This is a genomic window from Kitasatospora sp. NPDC001547 (genome assembly GCF_042894165.1).
In the GTDB taxonomy this organism is placed as follows: Bacteria; Actinomycetota; Actinomycetes; order Streptomycetales; family Streptomycetaceae; genus Kitasatospora.
This window is the reverse complement of the sequence record NZ_JBIAVL010000023.1, coordinates 71,560-88,636: the sequence shown is the minus strand read 5'-3', so window position 1 is coordinate 88,636 and position 17,077 is coordinate 71,560. Positions and strand designations below refer to the sequence as shown.

Genomic DNA, 17,077 nt, shown 5'->3' with positions numbered 1-17,077 from the left:
GATCAGGCACAGTGGCCGCGTGGCCAACCGCGACCGGAACGCCAGCGTTCCCCTCGACGCCGCCTCCAAGGCGATCATCGAGCAACTCCAGGAGGACGGGCGCCGCCCGTACGCCGCCATCGGCAAGGCCGTCGGCCTGTCCGAGGCGGCCGTCCGGCAGCGCGTCCAGAAGCTGCTCGACCAGGGCGTGATGCAGATCGTCGCCGTCACGGACCCGCTCACCGTCGGCTTCACCCGCCAGGCGATGGTCGGCATCCGGGTCGAGGGTGACATCGAGCCCGTCGCCGACGCGTTGGCCGCCCTCGACGAGGTCGACTACGTGGTCTGCACCGCAGGCTCGTTCGACCTCCTGGCCGAACTGGTCTGCGAGGACGACGAGCACCTGCTCGAACTGATCAACAAGCGCATCCGCGCCCTTCCCGGCGTGCGGAGCACCGAGAGCTTCGTTTACCTGAAGCTCCGGAAACAGACCTACACCTGGGGCACCCGATGACAGCCGACCCGGCGCAGAAGGACCTTTCCAAGACCGCCTACGACCACCTGTGGATGCACTTCACCCGCATGTCGTCGTACGAGAACTCCCCCGTGCCGACCATCGTCAGGGGCGAGGGCACCTACGTCTGGGACGACAAGGGCCGCAAGTACCTCGACGGCCTGGCCGGCCTGTTCGTCGTGCAGGCCGGTCACGGCCGCGAGGAGCTCGCCGAGGCCGCCGCCAAGCAGGCCAAGGAGCTCGCCTTCTTCCCGGTGTGGAGCTACGCCCACCCGAAGGCCGTCGAGCTGGCCGAGCGCCTGGCCCACTACGCCCCGGGCGACCTGAACAAGGTCTTCTTCTCCACCGGCGGCGGCGAGGCCGTCGAGACCGCCTGGAAGCTCGCCAAGCAGTACTTCAAGCTGACCGGCAAGCCGACCAAGTACAAGGTCATCTCGCGCGCCGTCGCCTACCACGGCACCCCGCAGGGCGCGCTGTCCATCACCGGCCTGCCGGGCCTGAAGGCCCCGTTCGAGCCGCTGGTGCCGGGCACCCACAAGGCCCCGAACACCAACATCTACCGCGCCCCCGCCTTCCTGGAGGGCCCGGACGGCACGGTCGACCCCGAGGCCTACGGCCGCTGGTGCGCCGACGAGATCGAGGTGGCCATCCTCAACGAGGGCGCCGAGACCGTCGCCGCCGTCTTCGTCGAGCCGGTGCAGAACGCCGGCGGCTGCTTCCCGCCGCCGCCCGGGTACTTCCAGCGCCTGCGCGAGATCTGCGACCGCCACGACGTGCTGCTGGTCTCGGACGAGGTCATCTGCGCCTTCGGCCGCCTCGGCACCATGTTCGGCGCCGACAAGTTCGGCTACCAGCCCGACATGATCACCTGCGCCAAGGGCATGACCTCGGGCTACTCCCCGATCGGCGCCACGATCATCTCGGACCGCCTCGCCGAGCCGTTCTACAAGGGTGACAACACCTTCCTGCACGGCTACACCTTCGGCGGCCACCCGGTCTCCTCCGCGGTGGCGCTGGCCAACCTCGACATCTTCGAGCGCGAGGGGCTGAACCAGCACGTCCTCGACAACGAGGCCGCCTTCCTGGGCACCCTGAACAAGCTGCGCGACCTGCCGATCGTCGGCGACGTCCGCGGCAACGGGTACTTCTACGGCATCGAGCTCGTGAAGGACAAGGTCACCAAGGAGTCGTTCAACGACGACGAGGTGGAGCGCGTGCTCTACGGCTTCCTGTCGAAGGCGCTCTTCGACAACGGCCTGTACTGCCGCGCCGACGACCGTGGCGACCCGGTCGTCCAGCTGGCCCCGCCGCTGATCTCCGACCAGTCGACCTTCGACGAGATCGAGCAGATCCTGCGGACCAGCCTCACCGACGCGTGGGCGAAGATCTGATCCCCTGAGCCTTCTTCCCCACCCTCCGCCGAAGGGCGGCCCCGCTCCCCGCGGGGCCGCCCTTCGGCGTCCCCGGACCGCCGCACCCCGCCCCGCAACATCACAGTCGTACGACCAAACATGCCTGAATGCGGGTGATATGCCCGTGATGGACCAGTGCGCCGCCACCGCGACCGGCCCCCGTCGTTCTAATCTGACGACTGTCATATCCCTGCGGCCACCCAGGATGGATCCTCATGTCAGCGGCACCGCCTGACAACGACGTGCTGTGGGCCCGAGGGATCGTCAAGTCCCACGACGGCACCCCCGCCCTGCGCGGCATCTCGATCGGCGTCCGCGAGGGCGAGGTGCTCGCCGTCACCGGCCCACGCGGCTCCGGCAAGAGCACCCTGCTCGGCTGCCTCTCCGCGCAGCTCCCGGTCGACGAGGGCGAGGTCTGGTTCAACAGCGCCCCCGTGCACACCCTCTCCCGGGCCGGCCGCGAACGGCTGCGCCGCGACCGCTTCGGCTTCGTCGGCTCCGAGCCGCACCTGGTGCCCGAACTGACCGCCCGGGAGAACGTCGCCCTGCCGCTGCTGCTCGCCGGGGCCGGCCACAAGGCCGCCTACACCGCCGCCGACGAGTGGCTGGAGCGCCTCGACGTCGGCGACTGCGCCCGCCTGCGCCCCGAGCGGCTGGTCCAGAGCCGCCGCCAGCGGGTCGCCGTCGCCCGCGCGCTGGCCCCGCTGCCTCCCGTCGTCTTCGCCGACGACCCCACCGCCCCGCTGCACCGCGAGGCCGCCGACCAGGTCATGCGGATACTGACCAGCGCGGCCCGGTCGCACCAGCTCACCCTCGTCCTGGCCACCCACGACCCCGAGCTCGTCCGGTTCGCGGACCGCACCGTCGCCCTCGTCGACGGACGGCTGACCGCCCCCGTCGCCCCCGTCCCCCGCGGCACCGCCGCCCCCGGGGCCGTCGCAGCGCCCGCCGTCACGGCCACCCGCCGCTGACGACGCCGGGCCCGCGACGACGCCGAGCCGCTGAAAGAGTCGACGTGTTCTATCTCCGTCTGGCCCGGGGCTACCGGGTGCCCGACCTCGGCCGCTGGCTGCTCACCGCGCTGGCCGCCACCGTGGTCGCCGCCTTCCTGCTGCGCTCCCTCGGCCGGGCGATGAGCGACCCGGCCGGCGGCGCCGACCCGCTGGTCCGGCTGCTCTGGTGCCTGCCCCCGCTCGCCGCCGTCGCCTGGTTCGCGGCCGTCGCCGCCCGCGCGGTGCCCGCCCGGCGGCCCGAGCGGATCGCCGGGCTCACCGCCGCCGGGGCCGGCTCCCGCCGGATCAGGACGCTGATCGCGGGCGAGGTCGCGCTCGCCTGCACCCTCGGCAGCGTGCTCGCCCTGCTGGCCTTCCTGGTCCTGCGCAACAACGTCGCCGGGCCCTCGCTCGCCCCCGACCTCGGCATGGGCGCGCCGCTGCCGGCCGCCGCCCCGGTCGCCCTGCTCGCCCTGGTGCCGCTCACCGCCGGCACCGCCGCCGCCTGCGCGGTGCCCGTCATCGACGCCCTGCCCGGCGGCCGCACCCAGGCCCCGACCGGCTTCGGGGTCTGGCGGATCGCCCTGGGGGTCGGGCTGGGCGTGATCGGCGCCGCGCTCGAACTCATCGCCCTGCGGCCCGGCGCCGCGGTCGACGGCCGCCCGATCCACCTGCCCGCCGGGCTCGGCTCCACCAGCACCGCCGCCCTCGGCGGCTGGGCCGCCAGCGCGCTCGGCCTCGCCCTGCTCACCGGGCCGCTGCTGGCCTGGGCCGGACGGCTGCTCGCCCTCGGGCGGCCCACCCCGCTGCGGCTGCTGGCCGGGCGCGGGCTCACCGCCCAGGCCCGCCGGCTCGGCGCGCCGCTGGCCGTGCTCACCCTCGCCGTCGCGCTGGTGCTCACCACCATCCGCTACTGGATCGGCACGCCGGACAGCGCCGACGCGCTGCCCGCCGTCGAGGCCTGCCTGGTGCTCGGCTGCGCGGCCGCCGCGGTGGTCACCCGGCTCGCCGAGGTCCGCACCGACCGCCGGGAGGTCACCGACGCGCTGCTGCGCCTCGGCACCTCGCCCCGGCTGCTGTTCGGCGCGGTCGCGCTGCGCACCCTCGCGGTGGGCAGCACGCTGCTGCTGACCGGCGGGGCGACCGCCGCGCTGGCGGCCGCCGGACTCCGGTAGCGAACTCCCCCGGTGGGCCTCAGCCCGCCGCGGCGAGCTGGCCGCAGGCGCCGTCGATCTCCTGGCCGCGGGTGTCGCGGACGGTCGTCGGCACGCCGTGCGACTGGAGGCGGCGGACGAACTCGCGCTCGTCCTCGGGCCGGGAGGCCGTCCACTTGGAACCGGGCGTCGGGTTCAACGGGATCAGGTTGACGTGCACCCGATGGTTCTTGATCAGCCGGCCGAGCAGGTCGGCCCGCCAGGCCTGGTCGTTGATGTCCTTGATCAGCGCGTACTCGATGGAGACCCGGCGGCCGGACTTCTCGGCGTAGTTCCAGGCGGCGTCCAGCACCTCGGCGACCTTCCACCGGGTGTTCACCGGCACCAGCTCGTCGCGCAGCTCGTCGTCCGGGGCGTGCAGCGACAGCGCCAGACGGCAGCTGAGGCCCTCGTCCGCGAACCGGTTCATCGCCGGGACGAGGCCGACGGTGGAGACCGTGATGCCGCGCTGGGACAGGCCGAAGCCGTCGGGCGCCGGGTCGGTCAGCCGGCGGATCGCGGCCAGCACCCGGTTGTAGTTGGCCAGCGGCTCGCCCATGCCCATGAAGACCACGTTGGACAGCCGCGCCTCGCCGCCCGGGCCGCTCCCGTCCTGGGGGGCCCGCGCGCCGAACTCCCCCGCCTTGAGCGAGCGCATCCCGGCGGCGATCTGCTCGACGATCTCGGCGGTGGACAGGTTGCGGGTCAGCCCGGCCTGGCCGGTGGCGCAGAACGGGCAGTTCATGCCGCAGCCGGCCTGCGAGCTGATGCACATGGTGACCCGGTCCGGGTAGCGCATCAGCACGGACTCCACGAGCGTGCCGTCGAAGAGCTTCCAGAGCGTCTTGCGGGTGGCGTCGTCGTCGCAGGAGACGTGCCGGACCACCGACATCAGCTCGGGCAGCAGGCTCTCGGTGAGCTTCTCCCGGCTGGCGGCGGGGATGTCCGTCCAGCTCGCCGGGTCGTTCGACATCCGGCCGAAGTAGTGGTTGGAGAGCTGCTTGGCGCGGAACGGCTGCTCGCCCAGCTCGGCGACGGCCTCCTTGCGCTCGGCGGGGCTGAGGTCGGCGAGGTGTCGCGGGGGCTTGGCGCCGCGCGGCGCGACAAACGTGAGTTCTCCGGGCTTAGGCATGGTTCCTCAAGTGTCGCAGACGCGCGAGGGCCCCGGACGCCAGGCGTCCGGGGCCCTCCCGGGTACGTACGTCTCCCGTCCGCGCGGGTCAGCTGCCCACGAAGGCGGCCAGCAGCAGCCAGACCACCGGGGCGGTCGGCAGCAGCGAGTCCAGCCGGTCCATGATGCCGCCGTGGCCGGGCAGCAGCGTGCCCATGTCCTTGATCCCGAGGTCGCGCTTGATCATCGACTCGCCCAGGTCGCCCAGGGTCGCGGTGACCGCCGCGCAGCCGCCCAGGATCAGGCCCTGCCACCAGCTGCCGTCGTCGATGATCAGCTGCATCAGCAGCGCGCCCGCGAGCATCGACAGGGCGATGCCGCCGGCCAGGCCCTCGCGGGTCTTGCCGGGGCTGATCGTCGGGGCCAGCTTGGTCTTCCCGAACTTGTAGCCCACCGCGTAGGCGCCGGTGTCGCTGCAGATCGTCACGATCAGGAAGAGCACGATCCGCTGGGGGCCGTCGTCGGCCGCCAGCATCATCGCCACGAAGGTCGCCAGGAACGGCACGTAGAACGCCGTGAAGACACCCGCCGTTATGTCCCGCAGGTAGTCCTCCGGCGGCTCGGCCATCCGCCAGACCATCACCGCCAGCCCGGTCAGCGCGAGCGAGGCGGCGGCCCACTGGACGCCGGCCCAGTAGCCGGTGGCGACCATCGCGAGGCCGCCCACGACCAGCGGCACCAGCGGCGCCTTGATCTGCTTGCGCTCGGAGAGCCGGCTGGTCAGCTCCCAGACGCCGACCGCGACCGCGGCCATCACGACGACCAGGAACAGCGCCTTCACCACGAACAGCGAGGCGACGATCACCGCGCCGAGACCGACGCCCACGCCTATGGCGGCCTGGAGGTTACGGCCACCGCGCTGCTTGCGCGGCTGCGGCTGCGGGGCGGGCTGGGCGGCCACGGGTGTCTCCTGCCCTGGATGGGACGACGGCGAGAACTGGGGCTGCCCGGCCGCCAGGTGGTTCGCCGGCGGCGCGGGACGCACCGGTGCCCCCGGGTGCGGCGGGGTGCCGTGACCGGGGGCAGGGGTGGCGTCGTCGGATATCGCGCGCAGCACGACCGTCTCCGTCACACCCGGCGGCGCCGGCTCGGGCCGCTCGTCCCGGAACAGCGGGCCGCTCAGCCGGCCGGACGCCCCGGCCTGCCCCTCGGCGAGCTCGGACGGTCCACCGGTGGCGGGCCGCCCGTGAGCCGCGGACCGGTCCTCGGCCGAGGGCCGGCCGTGGGCCGCGGGTCGGCCGTGGCCGACCGGGCGACCGGGGTCGGGCATGCCGGGCGGCGGGCCGGGCTCGGCCGGTACGGGAGGCATGACCTGAGTCTCCTCCGCGTCGCCGCCCCAGTACACCGGAGGCTGCTGCGACTGACCCGAACGGTGGCCCGGCACCCCCTGGGCGGCACCCGGCACGCCCGGGGGCACGGCGTGGCCGCCCGGGTGGCCGGGGTGTCCCTGGGCCGGCGCCGCCTGCGGACCGTACCCCGGCGCCGGGTGGGCCCGGGCACGGGCGGCCTGCGGCTGCGGCGCCGGAGGGTGGGGCTGGAACTGCTGGTCGGACGGGCCCCAGTAGCCGGGGGCGTCAGGGGCGTCGTTCATCAGACCTCGAGCAGCTCGGCTTCCTTGTGCTTCAGCAGCTCGTCGATCTGGGCCACGTACTTGGCCGTGGTGTCGTCGAGCTCCTTCTCGGAACGGCGGCCGTCGTCCTCGCCGACCTCGCCGTCCTTCACCAGCTTGTCGATGGCGTCCTTGGCCTTGCGGCGCACCGAACGGATCGAGACCTTGGCGTCCTCGCCCTTGGTGCGGGCGACCTTGATGAACTCCCGGCGGCGCTCCTCGGTGAGCTCGGGCAGCACCACGCGGATGATCGAGCCGTCGTTGGACGGGTTGACGCCCAGGTCGGAGTCGCGGATCGCCTGCTCGATGGCCTTCAGCGCGGTCTTGTCGAACGGCGAGACGACCGCCATCCGCGGCTCCGGCACCGAGAACGAGGCCAGCTGGTTGATCGGGGTCTTGGCGCCGTAGTACTCGGCGACGATCTTGGCGAACATCGCCGGGTGCGCGCGGCCGGTGCGGATGGCCGCGAAGTCGTCCTTGGCGTGGAGGACGGCCTTCTCCATCTTCTCCTCGGCCTCGAGGAGGGTCTCTTCGATCACTGTGGTCTCCCTGTCCGGTTCATCTGCTGTCGTTCCGACCGGTGTCGGGCGGTCGCCGGTCGCGGCGCCCGCCCCGTTCCGTACGGCTGGTTACTGCTCAGGCCCGGACAGAATCCTGGCTGATGAGTGTGCCGATCTTCTCACTCTTCACCGCGCGCGCGATATTGCCCTCCGCCAGCAGTTCGAAGACCAGCATCGGAAGGTTGTTGTCCTTGCACAGCGTGATCGCGGTGAGGTCGGCCACCTTGAGGTCGCGCGCGATGACCTCGGAGTACTCCAGCGCGTCGAACTTGACCGCGTCCGGGTTGGTCCGCGGGTCGGAGTCGTAGACGCCGTCCACGCCGTTCTTGCCCATCAGCAGGACGTCCGCGTGGATCTCCAGGGCGCGCTGGACGGCCGTGGTGTCGGTGGAGAAGTACGGCATGCCCATACCGGCGCCGAAGATCACCACGCGGCCCTTCTCCAGGTGCCGGACGGCGCGCAGCGGCAGGTACGGCTCGGCGACCTGGCCCATGGTGATGGCGGTCTGGACCCGGGTCTCGATGCCCTCCTTGACCAGGAAGTCCTGGAGCGCCAGGCAGTTCATGACGGTGCCGAGCATGCCCATGTAGTCGGAACGGGCGCGGTCCATGCCGCGGACCTGGAGCTCGGCGCCCCGGAAGAAGTTGCCGCCGCCGATGACCACCGCGACCTCGGTACCGGCGCGGACGACCGTGGCGATCTCCCGGGCGATCGCGTGCACGACGTCCGGGTCGACGCCGAGCCCGCCGCCACCGGCGAAGGCTTCACCGGACAGCTTGAGCAGCACCCGGCGGCGCGAGCCGGCCCTGGGGTCCTGCGCGGTCTCCTGCGTCTCCTGCATGGACTTCTCCTTTTTGCACCTACTGGTCACAGGCGCGGGTGTGCGGATGCCCCGCCTGCGTGTACACGAGAGGAGGCCACTGCCGCGGGAACCGGTTCGGTGTCCTGCACGGCAATGGCCTCCTCGTCGTTCATGGTGCCGACGCGAGCCCGCCCGTTGACGGTGGGCGCGGGGTGAGCCCGTTCGGCGTTCCTCCCGCCCGGGTCAGCGGGCGGGGGCGGTTCCCAGCGTAGAGGGGCCGGGGACCAGGTGGAACGTGGCTCAGGCGCCGACGCGGAAGCGGGCGAAGCGCTTGAGGGCGACGCCGTTCTCCTCGAGGACCTTGGCGACGGTCTTCTTGTTGTCCTTCGCGAAGGCCTGCTCCAGGACGGAGTTCTCCTTCACGAAGCCGGTGACGCGACCCTCGACGATCTTCGGCAGGGCGGCCTCCGGCTTGCCCTCCTCGCGGGCGGTGGCCTCGGCGACGCGGCGCTCGTTCTCGAGCTCCTCGGCCGGGATCTCCTCGCGGGACAGGTACTTCGGCGCGAAGGCGGCGATGTGCTGCGCGACGTCCTTCGCGACCTCGGCGTTCTCCTTGTCCAGCTCGACCAGGACGCCGACGGCCGGCGGCAGGTCGGGGCTGGTCTTGTGCAGGTAGACCGCGACGAAGCCGTCACCGTCGAACTGGGCGAAGCGACGGAAGACGATCTTCTCGCCCAGGGTCGCGTTGGCCTCGTCCACGAACTGCTGGACGGTCTTGCCGGCCTCGATCTCGGAGGCCAGGGCGGCGTCCAGGTCGGCCGGGGCGGTCTTGGCGACGTGGGCGGCGATCGCGTCGGCGACCTTGACGAAGTTGTCACCCTTGGCGACGAAGTCGGTCTCGCAGTTCAGCTCGACCAGAACGCCGGACTTCTTGTCCTCGGCGATCAGCGAGGCGACGGCGCCGTTGGAGGCGTCACGGCCCTCGCGCTTGGCAACGCCCTTCTGGCCCTTGATGCGCAGGAGCTCGACGGCCTTCTCGACGTTGCCCTCGGCCTCGTCCAGGGCCTTCTTGCAGTCCATCATGCCGGCGCCGGTGAGCTCACGGAGCTTCTTGACGTCCGCGGCGGTGAAGTTCGCCATGGTGTGAATCTCTTCTCGCGTCTCGCGTGTCTGCGTGGAGTGGCGCCGGGACCGGTGGTTCGGTCCCGGCGCTGGAGAGAGGGGCACCTGCCGGTTTCGTACCGGCGGGTGCCCCTCACCCTGGGTACGTCAGGCCTGCTCGGCCGGCGCCTCGGCGGCGGGGGCCTCGGCGGCGGGAGCCTCAGCGGCGGCGGGGGCCTCGGCGGCGGCGGGAGCCTCCTCGGCCTTCTTCTCGCCCTCGATGAGGTCCTTCTCCCAGGCGGCCAGCGGCTGGTCGGCACCCGGCTCGGCCTTGGCGTCGCCCTTGGCGACACCGGCGCGGGACTTCAGGCCCTCGGCCACGGCGTCGGCGATCACGCGGGTCAGCAGGGTGACGGAGCGGATCGCGTCGTCGTTGCCCGGGATCTTGTAGTCGACCTCGTCCGGGTCACAGTTGGTGTCGAGGATGGCGACGACCGGGATGTTGAGCTTCCGGGCCTCGCCGACCGCGATGTGCTCCTTCTTGGTGTCCACGATCCAGACGGCGCTGGGAACGCGCTGCATGTCGCGGATACCGCCGAGGGTCTTCTCCAGCTTGTCGTGCTCGCGCTGGAGGACCAGGAGCTCCTTCTTGGTCAGGCCGGAACCGGCCACGTCCGAGAAGTCCAGCTCGCCGAGCTCCTTCAGGCGCTGGAGGCGCTTGTAGACGGTCGAGAAGTTGGTCAGCATGCCGCCGAGCCAGCGCTGGTTCACGTAGGGCATGCCCACGCGGGTGGCCTGCTCGGCGATGGCCTCCTGAGCCTGCTTCTTCGTGCCGACGAAGAGGACGCTGCCGCCGTGGGCAACGGTCTCCTTGATGAACTCGAAGGCGCGGTCGATGTAGTTCAGCGACTGCAGGAGGTCGATGATGTAGATGCCGTTGCGCTCGGTGATGATGAAGCGCTTCATCTTCGGGTTCCAGCGGCGGGTCTGGTGACCGAAGTGGACGCCGCTCTCCAGCAGCTCCCGCATCGTGACGACGGCCATTGCCGTGCTCCTTGGTGTTACGGCCCGGCAGCGGCACTGCGTCGCAGCGGTAGCCCACAGCCGGGTCAGGCTCGGTTTGTCCGTGGCGGCCAGGTGACAGCCACGCCTGACGCCCCGAACGTGCCGAGCCGCTTTCCCCTCACGGCCCGGGGGCCGGTCGGGCTCGGCGGACCGAGCGGCACTCGCACCTGGCGGGGCCGCGGACGAACCGCGTCCGACCGCCGGTGGCGGGGCGTGCGAAGTCGACCCGGCGGACCGGGTCGCGTGTGAAGTGTACGGGAAGCGCCGAGGGGCGAGCGACTCCACGCGTGGCCGGGGGCCCGCCGGGGACCTGGGCGGAGCCCGGGCAACGGCCGGGGCGGGCCGGTTCCGGCGGGCCGGCGGGAGTGGGGCCGGGGGTGGAGCCGGGAGTGGGCGTGGGGACGCGTGGGCGGACGCGGGAGGGTGGCGCGGGCTGGTCGGCCGCTTGCCCGGGGGCCCCGGAGGTATGCCGTTTGTACACCGGATGGCGGCGCCCGTACACCCGTCCGAGGGACGGCGCTCGGGAGTGGGGGTGGTTTGTCCACAGGAATCCGGATGTGGGTGGTGCGGGGGCGCCGGGGCGGCGAGCCTGCGGGCATGACTGGTCGCGGCGGGTTCGGCGGGGTGTCGGTGTCGGTGGTGGCCGTAGTGGTGGCGGTGGCGCTCGTGCTGTCGGGGGCCTTGGGCGCCCCGATGGCCTCGGGCGTCTCGGGGATCTCAGTGACTTCGGAGGCTTCGGGGGTCCCCGGGGTTTCCGGGGCCTCGGGCGGTAGCGGTGTGGACGGCGCCACCGGCACGGGTCGCGGGGCCGGGTGGGGTGGCGCGCGGGCCTGGCCGGTGGGCGGGCCCCGCGGGCTGCTGGGCCGGTTCGAGCCACCGGCGAAGGTCTGGGCCGCCGGGCACCGGGGCGTGGACCTCGCCGCCGTCCCCGGGGGCGAGGTCCGGGCGGCGGCTCCCGGAGTGGTCGCCTTCTCCGGGCTGGTCGCGGGACGGCCGGTGGTGACCGTCTCCCACCCCGGCTCGGGCTCTCCCCCGCTGCGGACCACCTATCTGCCCGTCACCGGCACCGTCCCGGTCGGCACTCCGGTGAGCGCCGGGCAGCCGGTCGGTCTGCTCGCCGCGGACGGGCGGCACTGTGCGGGGCGCGACTGCCTGCACTGGGGGCTGCTGCGCGGAAGCCGCTACCTGGACCCGCTGGCCCTCTTCGGCGCGGGCACGGCGCGACTGCTGCCGCTGGCGGGCGGGGACGGGTAGGGCGCCCCGCCGTACGCCCGCGAATGGCGATCCGGGCCGGGCTCAGCCGCGGACGAGTCCGTGCAGCACCATCGCGACGGCGGCGTCGGCGATCTCCTCGGCGCTCTCGGTCGCACAGCCGGTGCGGCCTCCGGCGGCGGCCTGCTCGGACCTGCGGGTCGCCGCCTCCACGACGCCCTGGACCAGGGCCGCGGCGAGCCGGGGCTGCTGGTGGCCGAGGTCCTCCAGCGTGCGGCCGACCAGGCCGGCCAGCCTGCCGTGCGCCGCCCTGATCCGCTCGCGCGCGGCCTCGTCGAGCTCCAGCGCCGAGATGGCCACCACCGCGCGGTGCCGGGGGTGGGCGGCGAGCGCCAGCTGGCCCCGGACGTAGGCCTCGATCCGTTCGACGGCGGTGTCGCAGCTCTCCATGCCGGCCTCGATCTCGGCCGCCCAGAGCGGGAGGTCCACCTCGCAGAGCGCCTCGACCACGGCGGCGCGGGAGCGGAAGTACTCGTAGACCGAGGAACGCGCCAGCCCGGTGCGCGCCGCGAGCGCGGGGAAGGTCAGGGCCTCCATGCCGCCCTCGGTGAGCAGGACGCGGGCAGCATCGAGGAGGGCTGCTCGCTGGAGCTGGCGATGCTCGGCCACCGTGGCCGCTCGGATCTTCGGCACGCACCCACTGTACGGAGCCATACCTCCGGCCGGTACGGCGCCGCGCATCCGAAGGAGGCACGGACCCGACGGGCGGCTTCCGACGGCCGGCTTCCGATGGCTGGCTTCGGGCTGCTGGCTTCCGATGGCGGGATTCGGGCTGCTGGCTTCGGGCAGCTGGCGGCCGACGCCCGGCTTCCGACCACTGGCTTCGGACAGCCGGCGGCCGACGGCCGGGGTGCGACGCCCTATCGGATGTCCGACAGCTTGGCGCGCAGTTGGAGGACGGACTTGGTGTGGATCTGACTCACCCGACTCTCCGTCACCCCCAGCACCTGTCCGATCTCGGCGAGGGTGAGGCCCTCGTAGTAGTAGAGCGTCACCACCGTCTTCTCCCGCTCGGGGAGGGTGTTGACCGCCTGGGCCAGCAGCCTGCGCAGCTCGCGGTCCTCGGCCACCTCGACCGGGTTGTCCGCGCCGTGGTCCTCCAGGGTGTCCATCAGGCTCAGCCGGTCGCCACCCTCCCCCGCCGGGTGGAGCAGTTCGTCCAGCGCCACCACGTTGGCCAGCGACAGCTGGCTGAAGATGGCGTGCAGGTCCTCGATCGCGATGCCCATCTCCGCCGCGACCTCGGGCTCGTGCGGCGTCCGGCGCAGCCGGGCCTCCAGTGTCGCGTACGTCCGCTCGACCGCCTTCGCCTTCTGCCGCACCGAGCGCGGGATCCAGTCCAGGGCGCGCAGCTCGTCGATGATCGCGCCGCGGATGCGGCTGATCGCGTACGTCTCGAACTTGATGGCGCGGTCGATGTCGAACTTCTCGATCGCGTCGATCAGCCCGAAGACCCCGGAGGAGACGAAGTCCGCCTGTTCGACGTTGGAGGGCAGGCCGACCCCGACCCGCCCCGCCACGTACTTGACGAGCGGTGAGTAGTGCAGGATCAGCTGCTCGCGCAGCCGCTGGTCCCCGGTCTCCTTGTAGGAGCGCCAGAGTGCTTCGAGCGCGGTGCGCCCCTGGGCCGCGGCCTCCCTGGCCTCCTGCCCCTGATCGCCGCCCGGCGCCCTCTCCCGGCGGGGCGCGGACAGCGGCGGGGCGGGCACCGACGGGGCGGGCACCGGCGAGGTGAGGGCCGGGGAGGTGGCGCCCGGGGTCGGCGCGCTTCCGGATGGCCGGGGCGCGCCGTCGACGACCGCGCCGGGGGGCGCGCCGGCGGGCGTACCGACGGGCGCGCCCGCAGGACCGGCCGCGTCGACGCCCTGGGCCGGTTCGGCGTCTCGGGCCGCATCCACGGGCTGGGGCACCACCGTCGGCCGGCCGCCCTGGCGCGACAGGCCTCCCATCGCCCCCGCCGGCTTCGACGGGTAGTCGGGCGCGGAACGCCGGTCGGTCCGCGGCCCTCCCGAGGACCGAGCACCACCGGTCACTCTGTGTCCGGGAATGTGTGTGGGCATGCGTTGGTCTGCGCCGTTCTGCCGAGTCATGTGCTGATAGGGAAGGCATGTGGAGCGTAGCGTGACCGACTCACTGCAAAGCGCTACCGCCACTCGGTCGTCCCCCGATCCGGTGGCGTTCGCACACCGGATCCAGGCGACGAACAGGAGCACGGATCGGCAGGTCAGCAGGGTGGCTCCGACGTGCGTCCCCCCGGCGCGCTGGGTGCGGGCGTGTGGCCTCCGCTCCGGTGCTCACCTCCTCCGCACCACGCGCCAGTGCGCGCCGTGCCGCTCCACGTAGCCGAGCGAGCCCAACTCGTAGAGGCGTTGCAGGACTTCGTCCGGCGGGAGACCGGACTGCCGGGCCAGCCGCTCGATCGGCGCTCCCTCCGCCGTCGCCGGTACGGCCTCCAGCACCCGGGCGACGGCCGGCTCCAGCAGGTCGCGCGGGAGCACCGGGCCGCTGCGCTGCGGCGCCAGGTCGTCCCCGATCGCCCCGATCAGCTCGGTGATCTCGGCCGCGTCGGTGACCAGGGTGGCACCGCCGCTGCGGATCAGGGCGTGCACCCCGGCGGAGAGCTCCGAAGTCACCGGGCCCGCGACGCCCATGGTGTGGCGGTTGAGGTCCCGCGCCCGTCTGGCCGTGCTCAGGGCGCCGCTGCGCACCGCCGCCTCGACCACCACCGTTCCCCGGGTGAGCGCCGCGATGACCCGGTTGCGCAGGACGAACCGGAAGCGGTTCGGGTGCTCCCCGGGCGGGAGTTCGCTGACCAGCAGGCCCTGGACGCCGATCCGCCGGATCAGTTCGGCGTTGCCCTTGGGGTAGGCCACGTCGACGCCGCAGGCGAGCACGGCGGCGGTCGTCCCACCGACCGCGAGCGCCCCGCGGTGGGCGGCGGCGTCGATCCCGTAGGCGGCTCCCGAGACCACCACCCAGCCGCGCTCCGCCAGTTGGGCCGACAGCTCCCCCGCGACATGGGCACCGTAGGCCGTGCAGGCGCGCGAGCCCACCATCGCGACCGAGCGGAGCGCGAGCAGCCGCAGCGAGCCGGTGCCCGTCACCCAGAGCCCGATCGGACGTCCGTCGCCCAGGTCGTCGAGTTGACTGGGCCACTCCGTGTCCCCCGGAATGATGAACCGTCCACCGACGGCCCGTACCCGTTTCAGGTCCGTCCGCGGGTCCAGCCCGGGGAGCCGCGCCTGGTACCCGGCCAGCCGGGTGGCGTCCAGCCCGGGGTGGTCGGGCACCGTTCCGTCCCGGATCGCCCTGACCACGTCGACGGCGGGGAGCTGGCCGAGCCACCGGCCGACCACCGCGTCCCCCGGTTCGCTGATCCGGCCGAGCAGCACCCGGGCGAGGCGCTCGGGCTCGGACCCGGCGTCGGTGGTGGTTCCGCCCCCGGCCTCGGCCGCCGTGGGGATCCGAGGTTGCCTCAGCAACTGGTTCATGCCTCACCCTCCTGGTTCCGCGCCTTCGTGTCCGGCGCCTCGGGCTCCCCGGGCCGGCCGTCCTCCGGGCTGCCGCGCTGCGCCGGGATTCCACCGAGCCGGCCGAAGACCCGCTCGGTCAGCGGCAGCCCGTGCTCCACGCCGGTGCGCAGGACCAGGGCCGTGCGGACGTCCCGCTGGTCCGGCCGGTCGCGTCCGGCGAGGTCGGCGACCGTCCAGGCGACCCTGAGCACCCGGTCCAGGCCCCGGGCGGTCAGCAGCCCCCGCTCCAGCTGCCGCGCGGCGTCGTTGAGCGCGCCGGCCGCGAGCTGCCAGCGGGTGCGCAGCTCGTGGCCCGGCACCTCCGCGTTGGTCCGCCACGGGGTGTTCGCCAGCCGGGCCGCCGCCCGCTCCCGCGCGGCCAGCACCCGGGCCGCGACGGTCTCGGTGGTCTCCGCCGTGGTGTCCCGCTCCATGAGCTCGACCCTCGTCACCGGGGCCACCTGGACCTGGAGGTCCACCCGGTCCAGCAGCGGCCCGGACAGCCGCCCCTGGTAGCGGCTGACCATGGCCGGGGTGCACTCGCAGCCCTCGCCCCGCCGGGAGTACCGGCCGCACGGGCAGGGGTTGGCCGCCAGGCAGAGCAAGAAGCGGGCCGGGAGCCGGAGCGATCCGGCCGAGCGGGCGATCACCACCTCGCCCGACTCCAGCGGCTGGCGCAGCGCGTCGAGCACCCGGACCGGGAACTCCGGCGCCTCGTCCGCTTTTCCGCGCGGACGAGTGTCAGCGTCGTATCTGACGTGCGGAAATGCGTGACGGTCATGTTCGCGACGTGGGGTGGGTGGGTTCCAAGGGCCGGAGTTGCCCATCAGGTCACCGAAGTTCCGGGTCGGTTCCTCTGTTCTGGGCGGCCGGGCGAGCGTAGCCTCTGCGTCGATGAAGCCCAGAGAGTATGCGGCCGCCAGGGCTGCCGTCCGACGCATTCGGGCGGCTCTGGAGGAGTACGAGTCGTTGGTAACGGGCCGTCCTCAGGGCTCGCTGTCGTTCGACGAGGTGGTCAGGCGCGAGGATCTGGTTCGCCTGCTCTGCAAGGAGACGCGGCAGCAGAACCGCGCTTCCGCGATCAGGAGGGCCCGGAAGATTGCGGCGGACCCCTCGGTGTATCGACCCGAGCGCGTCAAGCCGAAGAAGCCGAAGCTCATGGGGGCGGCGACGGTGACGCGCGCCGATGTGGTGGCGGTGGCCGGGTTCAAGAGCTCCCCGCGCGCCTTCGACGCGGATCACGTGCGCAAGGTCGTCCCGACCGCCGTCGAGAGCAGTCGACGGCACTGACTGAGGCGATCGCTGCCGACTTTCAGCTGAGCTCCGTCGGCGATTTGGCTTCGAGCAGCGCGGTCTCAAGGTCGGCGATGCGTTTGTCGAGGAAGCGGTTGTTCTCTCGCGCCGCAGTGAGCCGGTCTTCAAGGGTTCGGTTCTCCTGCGTCTGCTGCCGCAGCCGAACCTTCAGCGTGGTGTTCTCGCTGACGAGTCGTTGGACTGCATCGGCGGGAAGGTGGCCTTCCAGGTCGCGGACGCGGCCGAGCAAGGTCGCCAGCTGACGACGCTGTGAGCGGACCTCGTCGCTCATGGTCTTCACGAGTTCCTCCGCGTTGAGCGCGCGCTCGCGCCAGGCGGCGTCGAGCTGGGCGGCCTTGGCCGACTCGTCCTTGGTGAACTGGCCTGCGGCCTCTGCCCCAGCGTCTTCGACGGCCTTGCGGGCATCGTCGTTCTGGTAGAGGAACGTGCGGGACACGTCCGCGCGTCGTGCGACAGCGGCGTAGGTGATCTTTGCGCGTTCGCGGCGCATCTGTGTGAGCGCTTGCCGGACCCGGACGTTCATGAGGTCAGTGGTGCGGCGGCGCGCGGCGATCGCCGCGGCAGTCTGGTCGGGCCTCATG

At 72.8% G+C, this 17,077-nt stretch carries 15 protein-coding genes and 2 pseudogenes; 6 read left to right on the top strand and 11 right to left on the bottom strand.

The genetic code is table 11. The annotated features are described in order from the left end of the window. The first annotated feature begins 19 nt into the window (after nucleotides 1–19). The 4 genes from ACFY0X_RS30635 (at nucleotide 20) to ACFY0X_RS30620 (ending at nucleotide 4,072) form a co-directional block, all read left to right on the top strand. On the top strand, nucleotides 20–493 hold the full coding sequence (locus tag ACFY0X_RS30635; protein WP_030243538.1) for an Lrp/AsnC family transcriptional regulator: 474 nt from the start codon (nucleotides 20–22) through the stop codon (nucleotides 491–493). Further along, entirely contained in the window at nucleotides 490–1,884 is a 1,395-nt protein-coding gene (locus ACFY0X_RS30630) for an aspartate aminotransferase family protein (RefSeq protein WP_387759407.1), read from the top strand. Before ACFY0X_RS30635 ends, ACFY0X_RS30630 begins: the two co-directional genes overlap by 4 nt. A 236-nt stretch (nucleotides 1,885–2,120) precedes the next feature. After that, nucleotides 2,121–2,876 (top strand): ABC transporter ATP-binding protein, encoded by a 756-nt coding sequence (locus ACFY0X_RS30625; RefSeq protein WP_387759405.1) that lies wholly within the window; start codon nucleotides 2,121–2,123, stop codon nucleotides 2,874–2,876. Nucleotides 2,877–2,920: 44 nt separating this feature from the next. Further along, the gene (locus ACFY0X_RS30620; RefSeq protein ID WP_387759403.1) at nucleotides 2,921–4,072 is read left to right on the top strand and encodes a hypothetical protein; all 1,152 of its coding nucleotides are present in this window, start codon (nucleotides 2,921–2,923) and stop codon (nucleotides 4,070–4,072) included. Between the two features lie 19 nt (nucleotides 4,073–4,091). On the opposite strand, the gene rlmN is transcribed toward ACFY0X_RS30620, so the two are convergent. The 6 genes from rlmN to rpsB form a co-directional block, all read right to left on the bottom strand. After that, nucleotides 4,092–5,222 (bottom strand): 23S rRNA (adenine(2503)-C(2))-methyltransferase RlmN, encoded by a 1,131-nt coding sequence (gene rlmN, locus ACFY0X_RS30615; protein WP_387759401.1) that lies wholly within the window; start codon nucleotides 5,220–5,222, stop codon nucleotides 4,092–4,094. An 88-nt stretch (nucleotides 5,223–5,310) separates the two neighbouring features. Further along, nucleotides 5,311–6,570, bottom strand: coding sequence for a phosphatidate cytidylyltransferase (locus ACFY0X_RS30610; RefSeq protein WP_387759437.1), 1,260 nt, complete (start codon nucleotides 6,568–6,570; stop codon nucleotides 5,311–5,313). 281 nt (nucleotides 6,571–6,851) lie between these two features. After that, the gene (gene frr, locus ACFY0X_RS30605) at nucleotides 6,852–7,409 is read right to left on the bottom strand and encodes a ribosome recycling factor (RefSeq protein WP_387759399.1); all 558 of its coding nucleotides are present in this window, start codon (nucleotides 7,407–7,409) and stop codon (nucleotides 6,852–6,854) included. A 97-nt stretch (nucleotides 7,410–7,506) separates the two neighbouring features. Further along, nucleotides 7,507–8,271 (bottom strand): UMP kinase, encoded by a 765-nt coding sequence (gene pyrH / locus ACFY0X_RS30600; protein ID WP_380654412.1) that lies wholly within the window; start codon nucleotides 8,269–8,271, stop codon nucleotides 7,507–7,509. Nucleotides 8,272–8,532: 261 nt separating this feature from the next. Continuing rightward, nucleotides 8,533–9,372: a translation elongation factor Ts gene (tsf, locus tag ACFY0X_RS30595; protein WP_387759396.1), complete on the bottom strand. Its 840-nt coding sequence runs from the start codon at nucleotides 9,370–9,372 to the stop codon at nucleotides 8,533–8,535. A gap of 129 nt (nucleotides 9,373–9,501) precedes the next feature. Further along, nucleotides 9,502–10,377: a 30S ribosomal protein S2 gene (gene rpsB / locus ACFY0X_RS30590; protein ID WP_387759394.1), complete on the bottom strand. Its 876-nt coding sequence runs from the start codon at nucleotides 10,375–10,377 to the stop codon at nucleotides 9,502–9,504. Nucleotides 10,378–11,235: 858 nt separating this feature from the next. Between rpsB and ACFY0X_RS30585 the strand changes: the two genes are divergently transcribed. Further along, nucleotides 11,236–11,652: a peptidoglycan DD-metalloendopeptidase family protein gene (locus ACFY0X_RS30585; protein ID WP_387759392.1), complete on the top strand. Its 417-nt coding sequence runs from the start codon at nucleotides 11,236–11,238 to the stop codon at nucleotides 11,650–11,652. Between the two features lie 42 nt (nucleotides 11,653–11,694). On the opposite strand, the gene ACFY0X_RS30580 is transcribed toward ACFY0X_RS30585, so the two are convergent. The 4 genes and pseudogenes from ACFY0X_RS30580 to ACFY0X_RS30565 form a co-directional block, all read right to left on the bottom strand. Continuing rightward, nucleotides 11,695–12,279 carry a TetR/AcrR family transcriptional regulator gene (locus tag ACFY0X_RS30580; RefSeq protein WP_387759436.1) on the bottom strand — a complete coding sequence of 195 codons (585 nt, stop codon included), beginning with the start codon at nucleotides 12,277–12,279 and terminating at the stop codon, nucleotides 11,695–11,697. Nucleotides 12,280–12,530: 251 nt separating this feature from the next. Next, nucleotides 12,531–13,280 (bottom strand): annotated as a pseudogene (gene whiG, locus ACFY0X_RS30575) (RNA polymerase sigma factor WhiG); the annotation flags it as partial. Nucleotides 13,281–13,964: 684 nt separating this feature from the next. Then, the gene (dprA, locus tag ACFY0X_RS30570) at nucleotides 13,965–15,161 is read right to left on the bottom strand and encodes a DNA-processing protein DprA (protein ID WP_387759391.1); all 1,197 of its coding nucleotides are present in this window, start codon (nucleotides 15,159–15,161) and stop codon (nucleotides 13,965–13,967) included. Between the two features lie 119 nt (nucleotides 15,162–15,280). Continuing rightward, a pseudogene (locus ACFY0X_RS30565) lies at nucleotides 15,281–15,901 on the bottom strand (ATP-binding protein); the annotation flags it as partial. Between the two features lie 175 nt (nucleotides 15,902–16,076). On the opposite strand from ACFY0X_RS30565, the gene ACFY0X_RS30560 reads away from it, so the two are divergent. Continuing rightward, nucleotides 16,077–16,472 (top strand): hypothetical protein, encoded by a 396-nt coding sequence (locus ACFY0X_RS30560; RefSeq protein ID WP_387759389.1) that lies wholly within the window; start codon nucleotides 16,077–16,079, stop codon nucleotides 16,470–16,472. Between the two features lie 22 nt (nucleotides 16,473–16,494). On the opposite strand, the gene ACFY0X_RS30555 is transcribed toward ACFY0X_RS30560, so the two are convergent. Continuing rightward, nucleotides 16,495–17,076 carry a DUF6262 family protein gene (locus ACFY0X_RS30555; RefSeq protein ID WP_387759387.1) on the bottom strand — a complete coding sequence of 194 codons (582 nt, stop codon included), beginning with the start codon at nucleotides 17,074–17,076 and terminating at the stop codon, nucleotides 16,495–16,497. Between the last annotated feature and the right edge of the window lies 1 nt (nucleotide 17,077).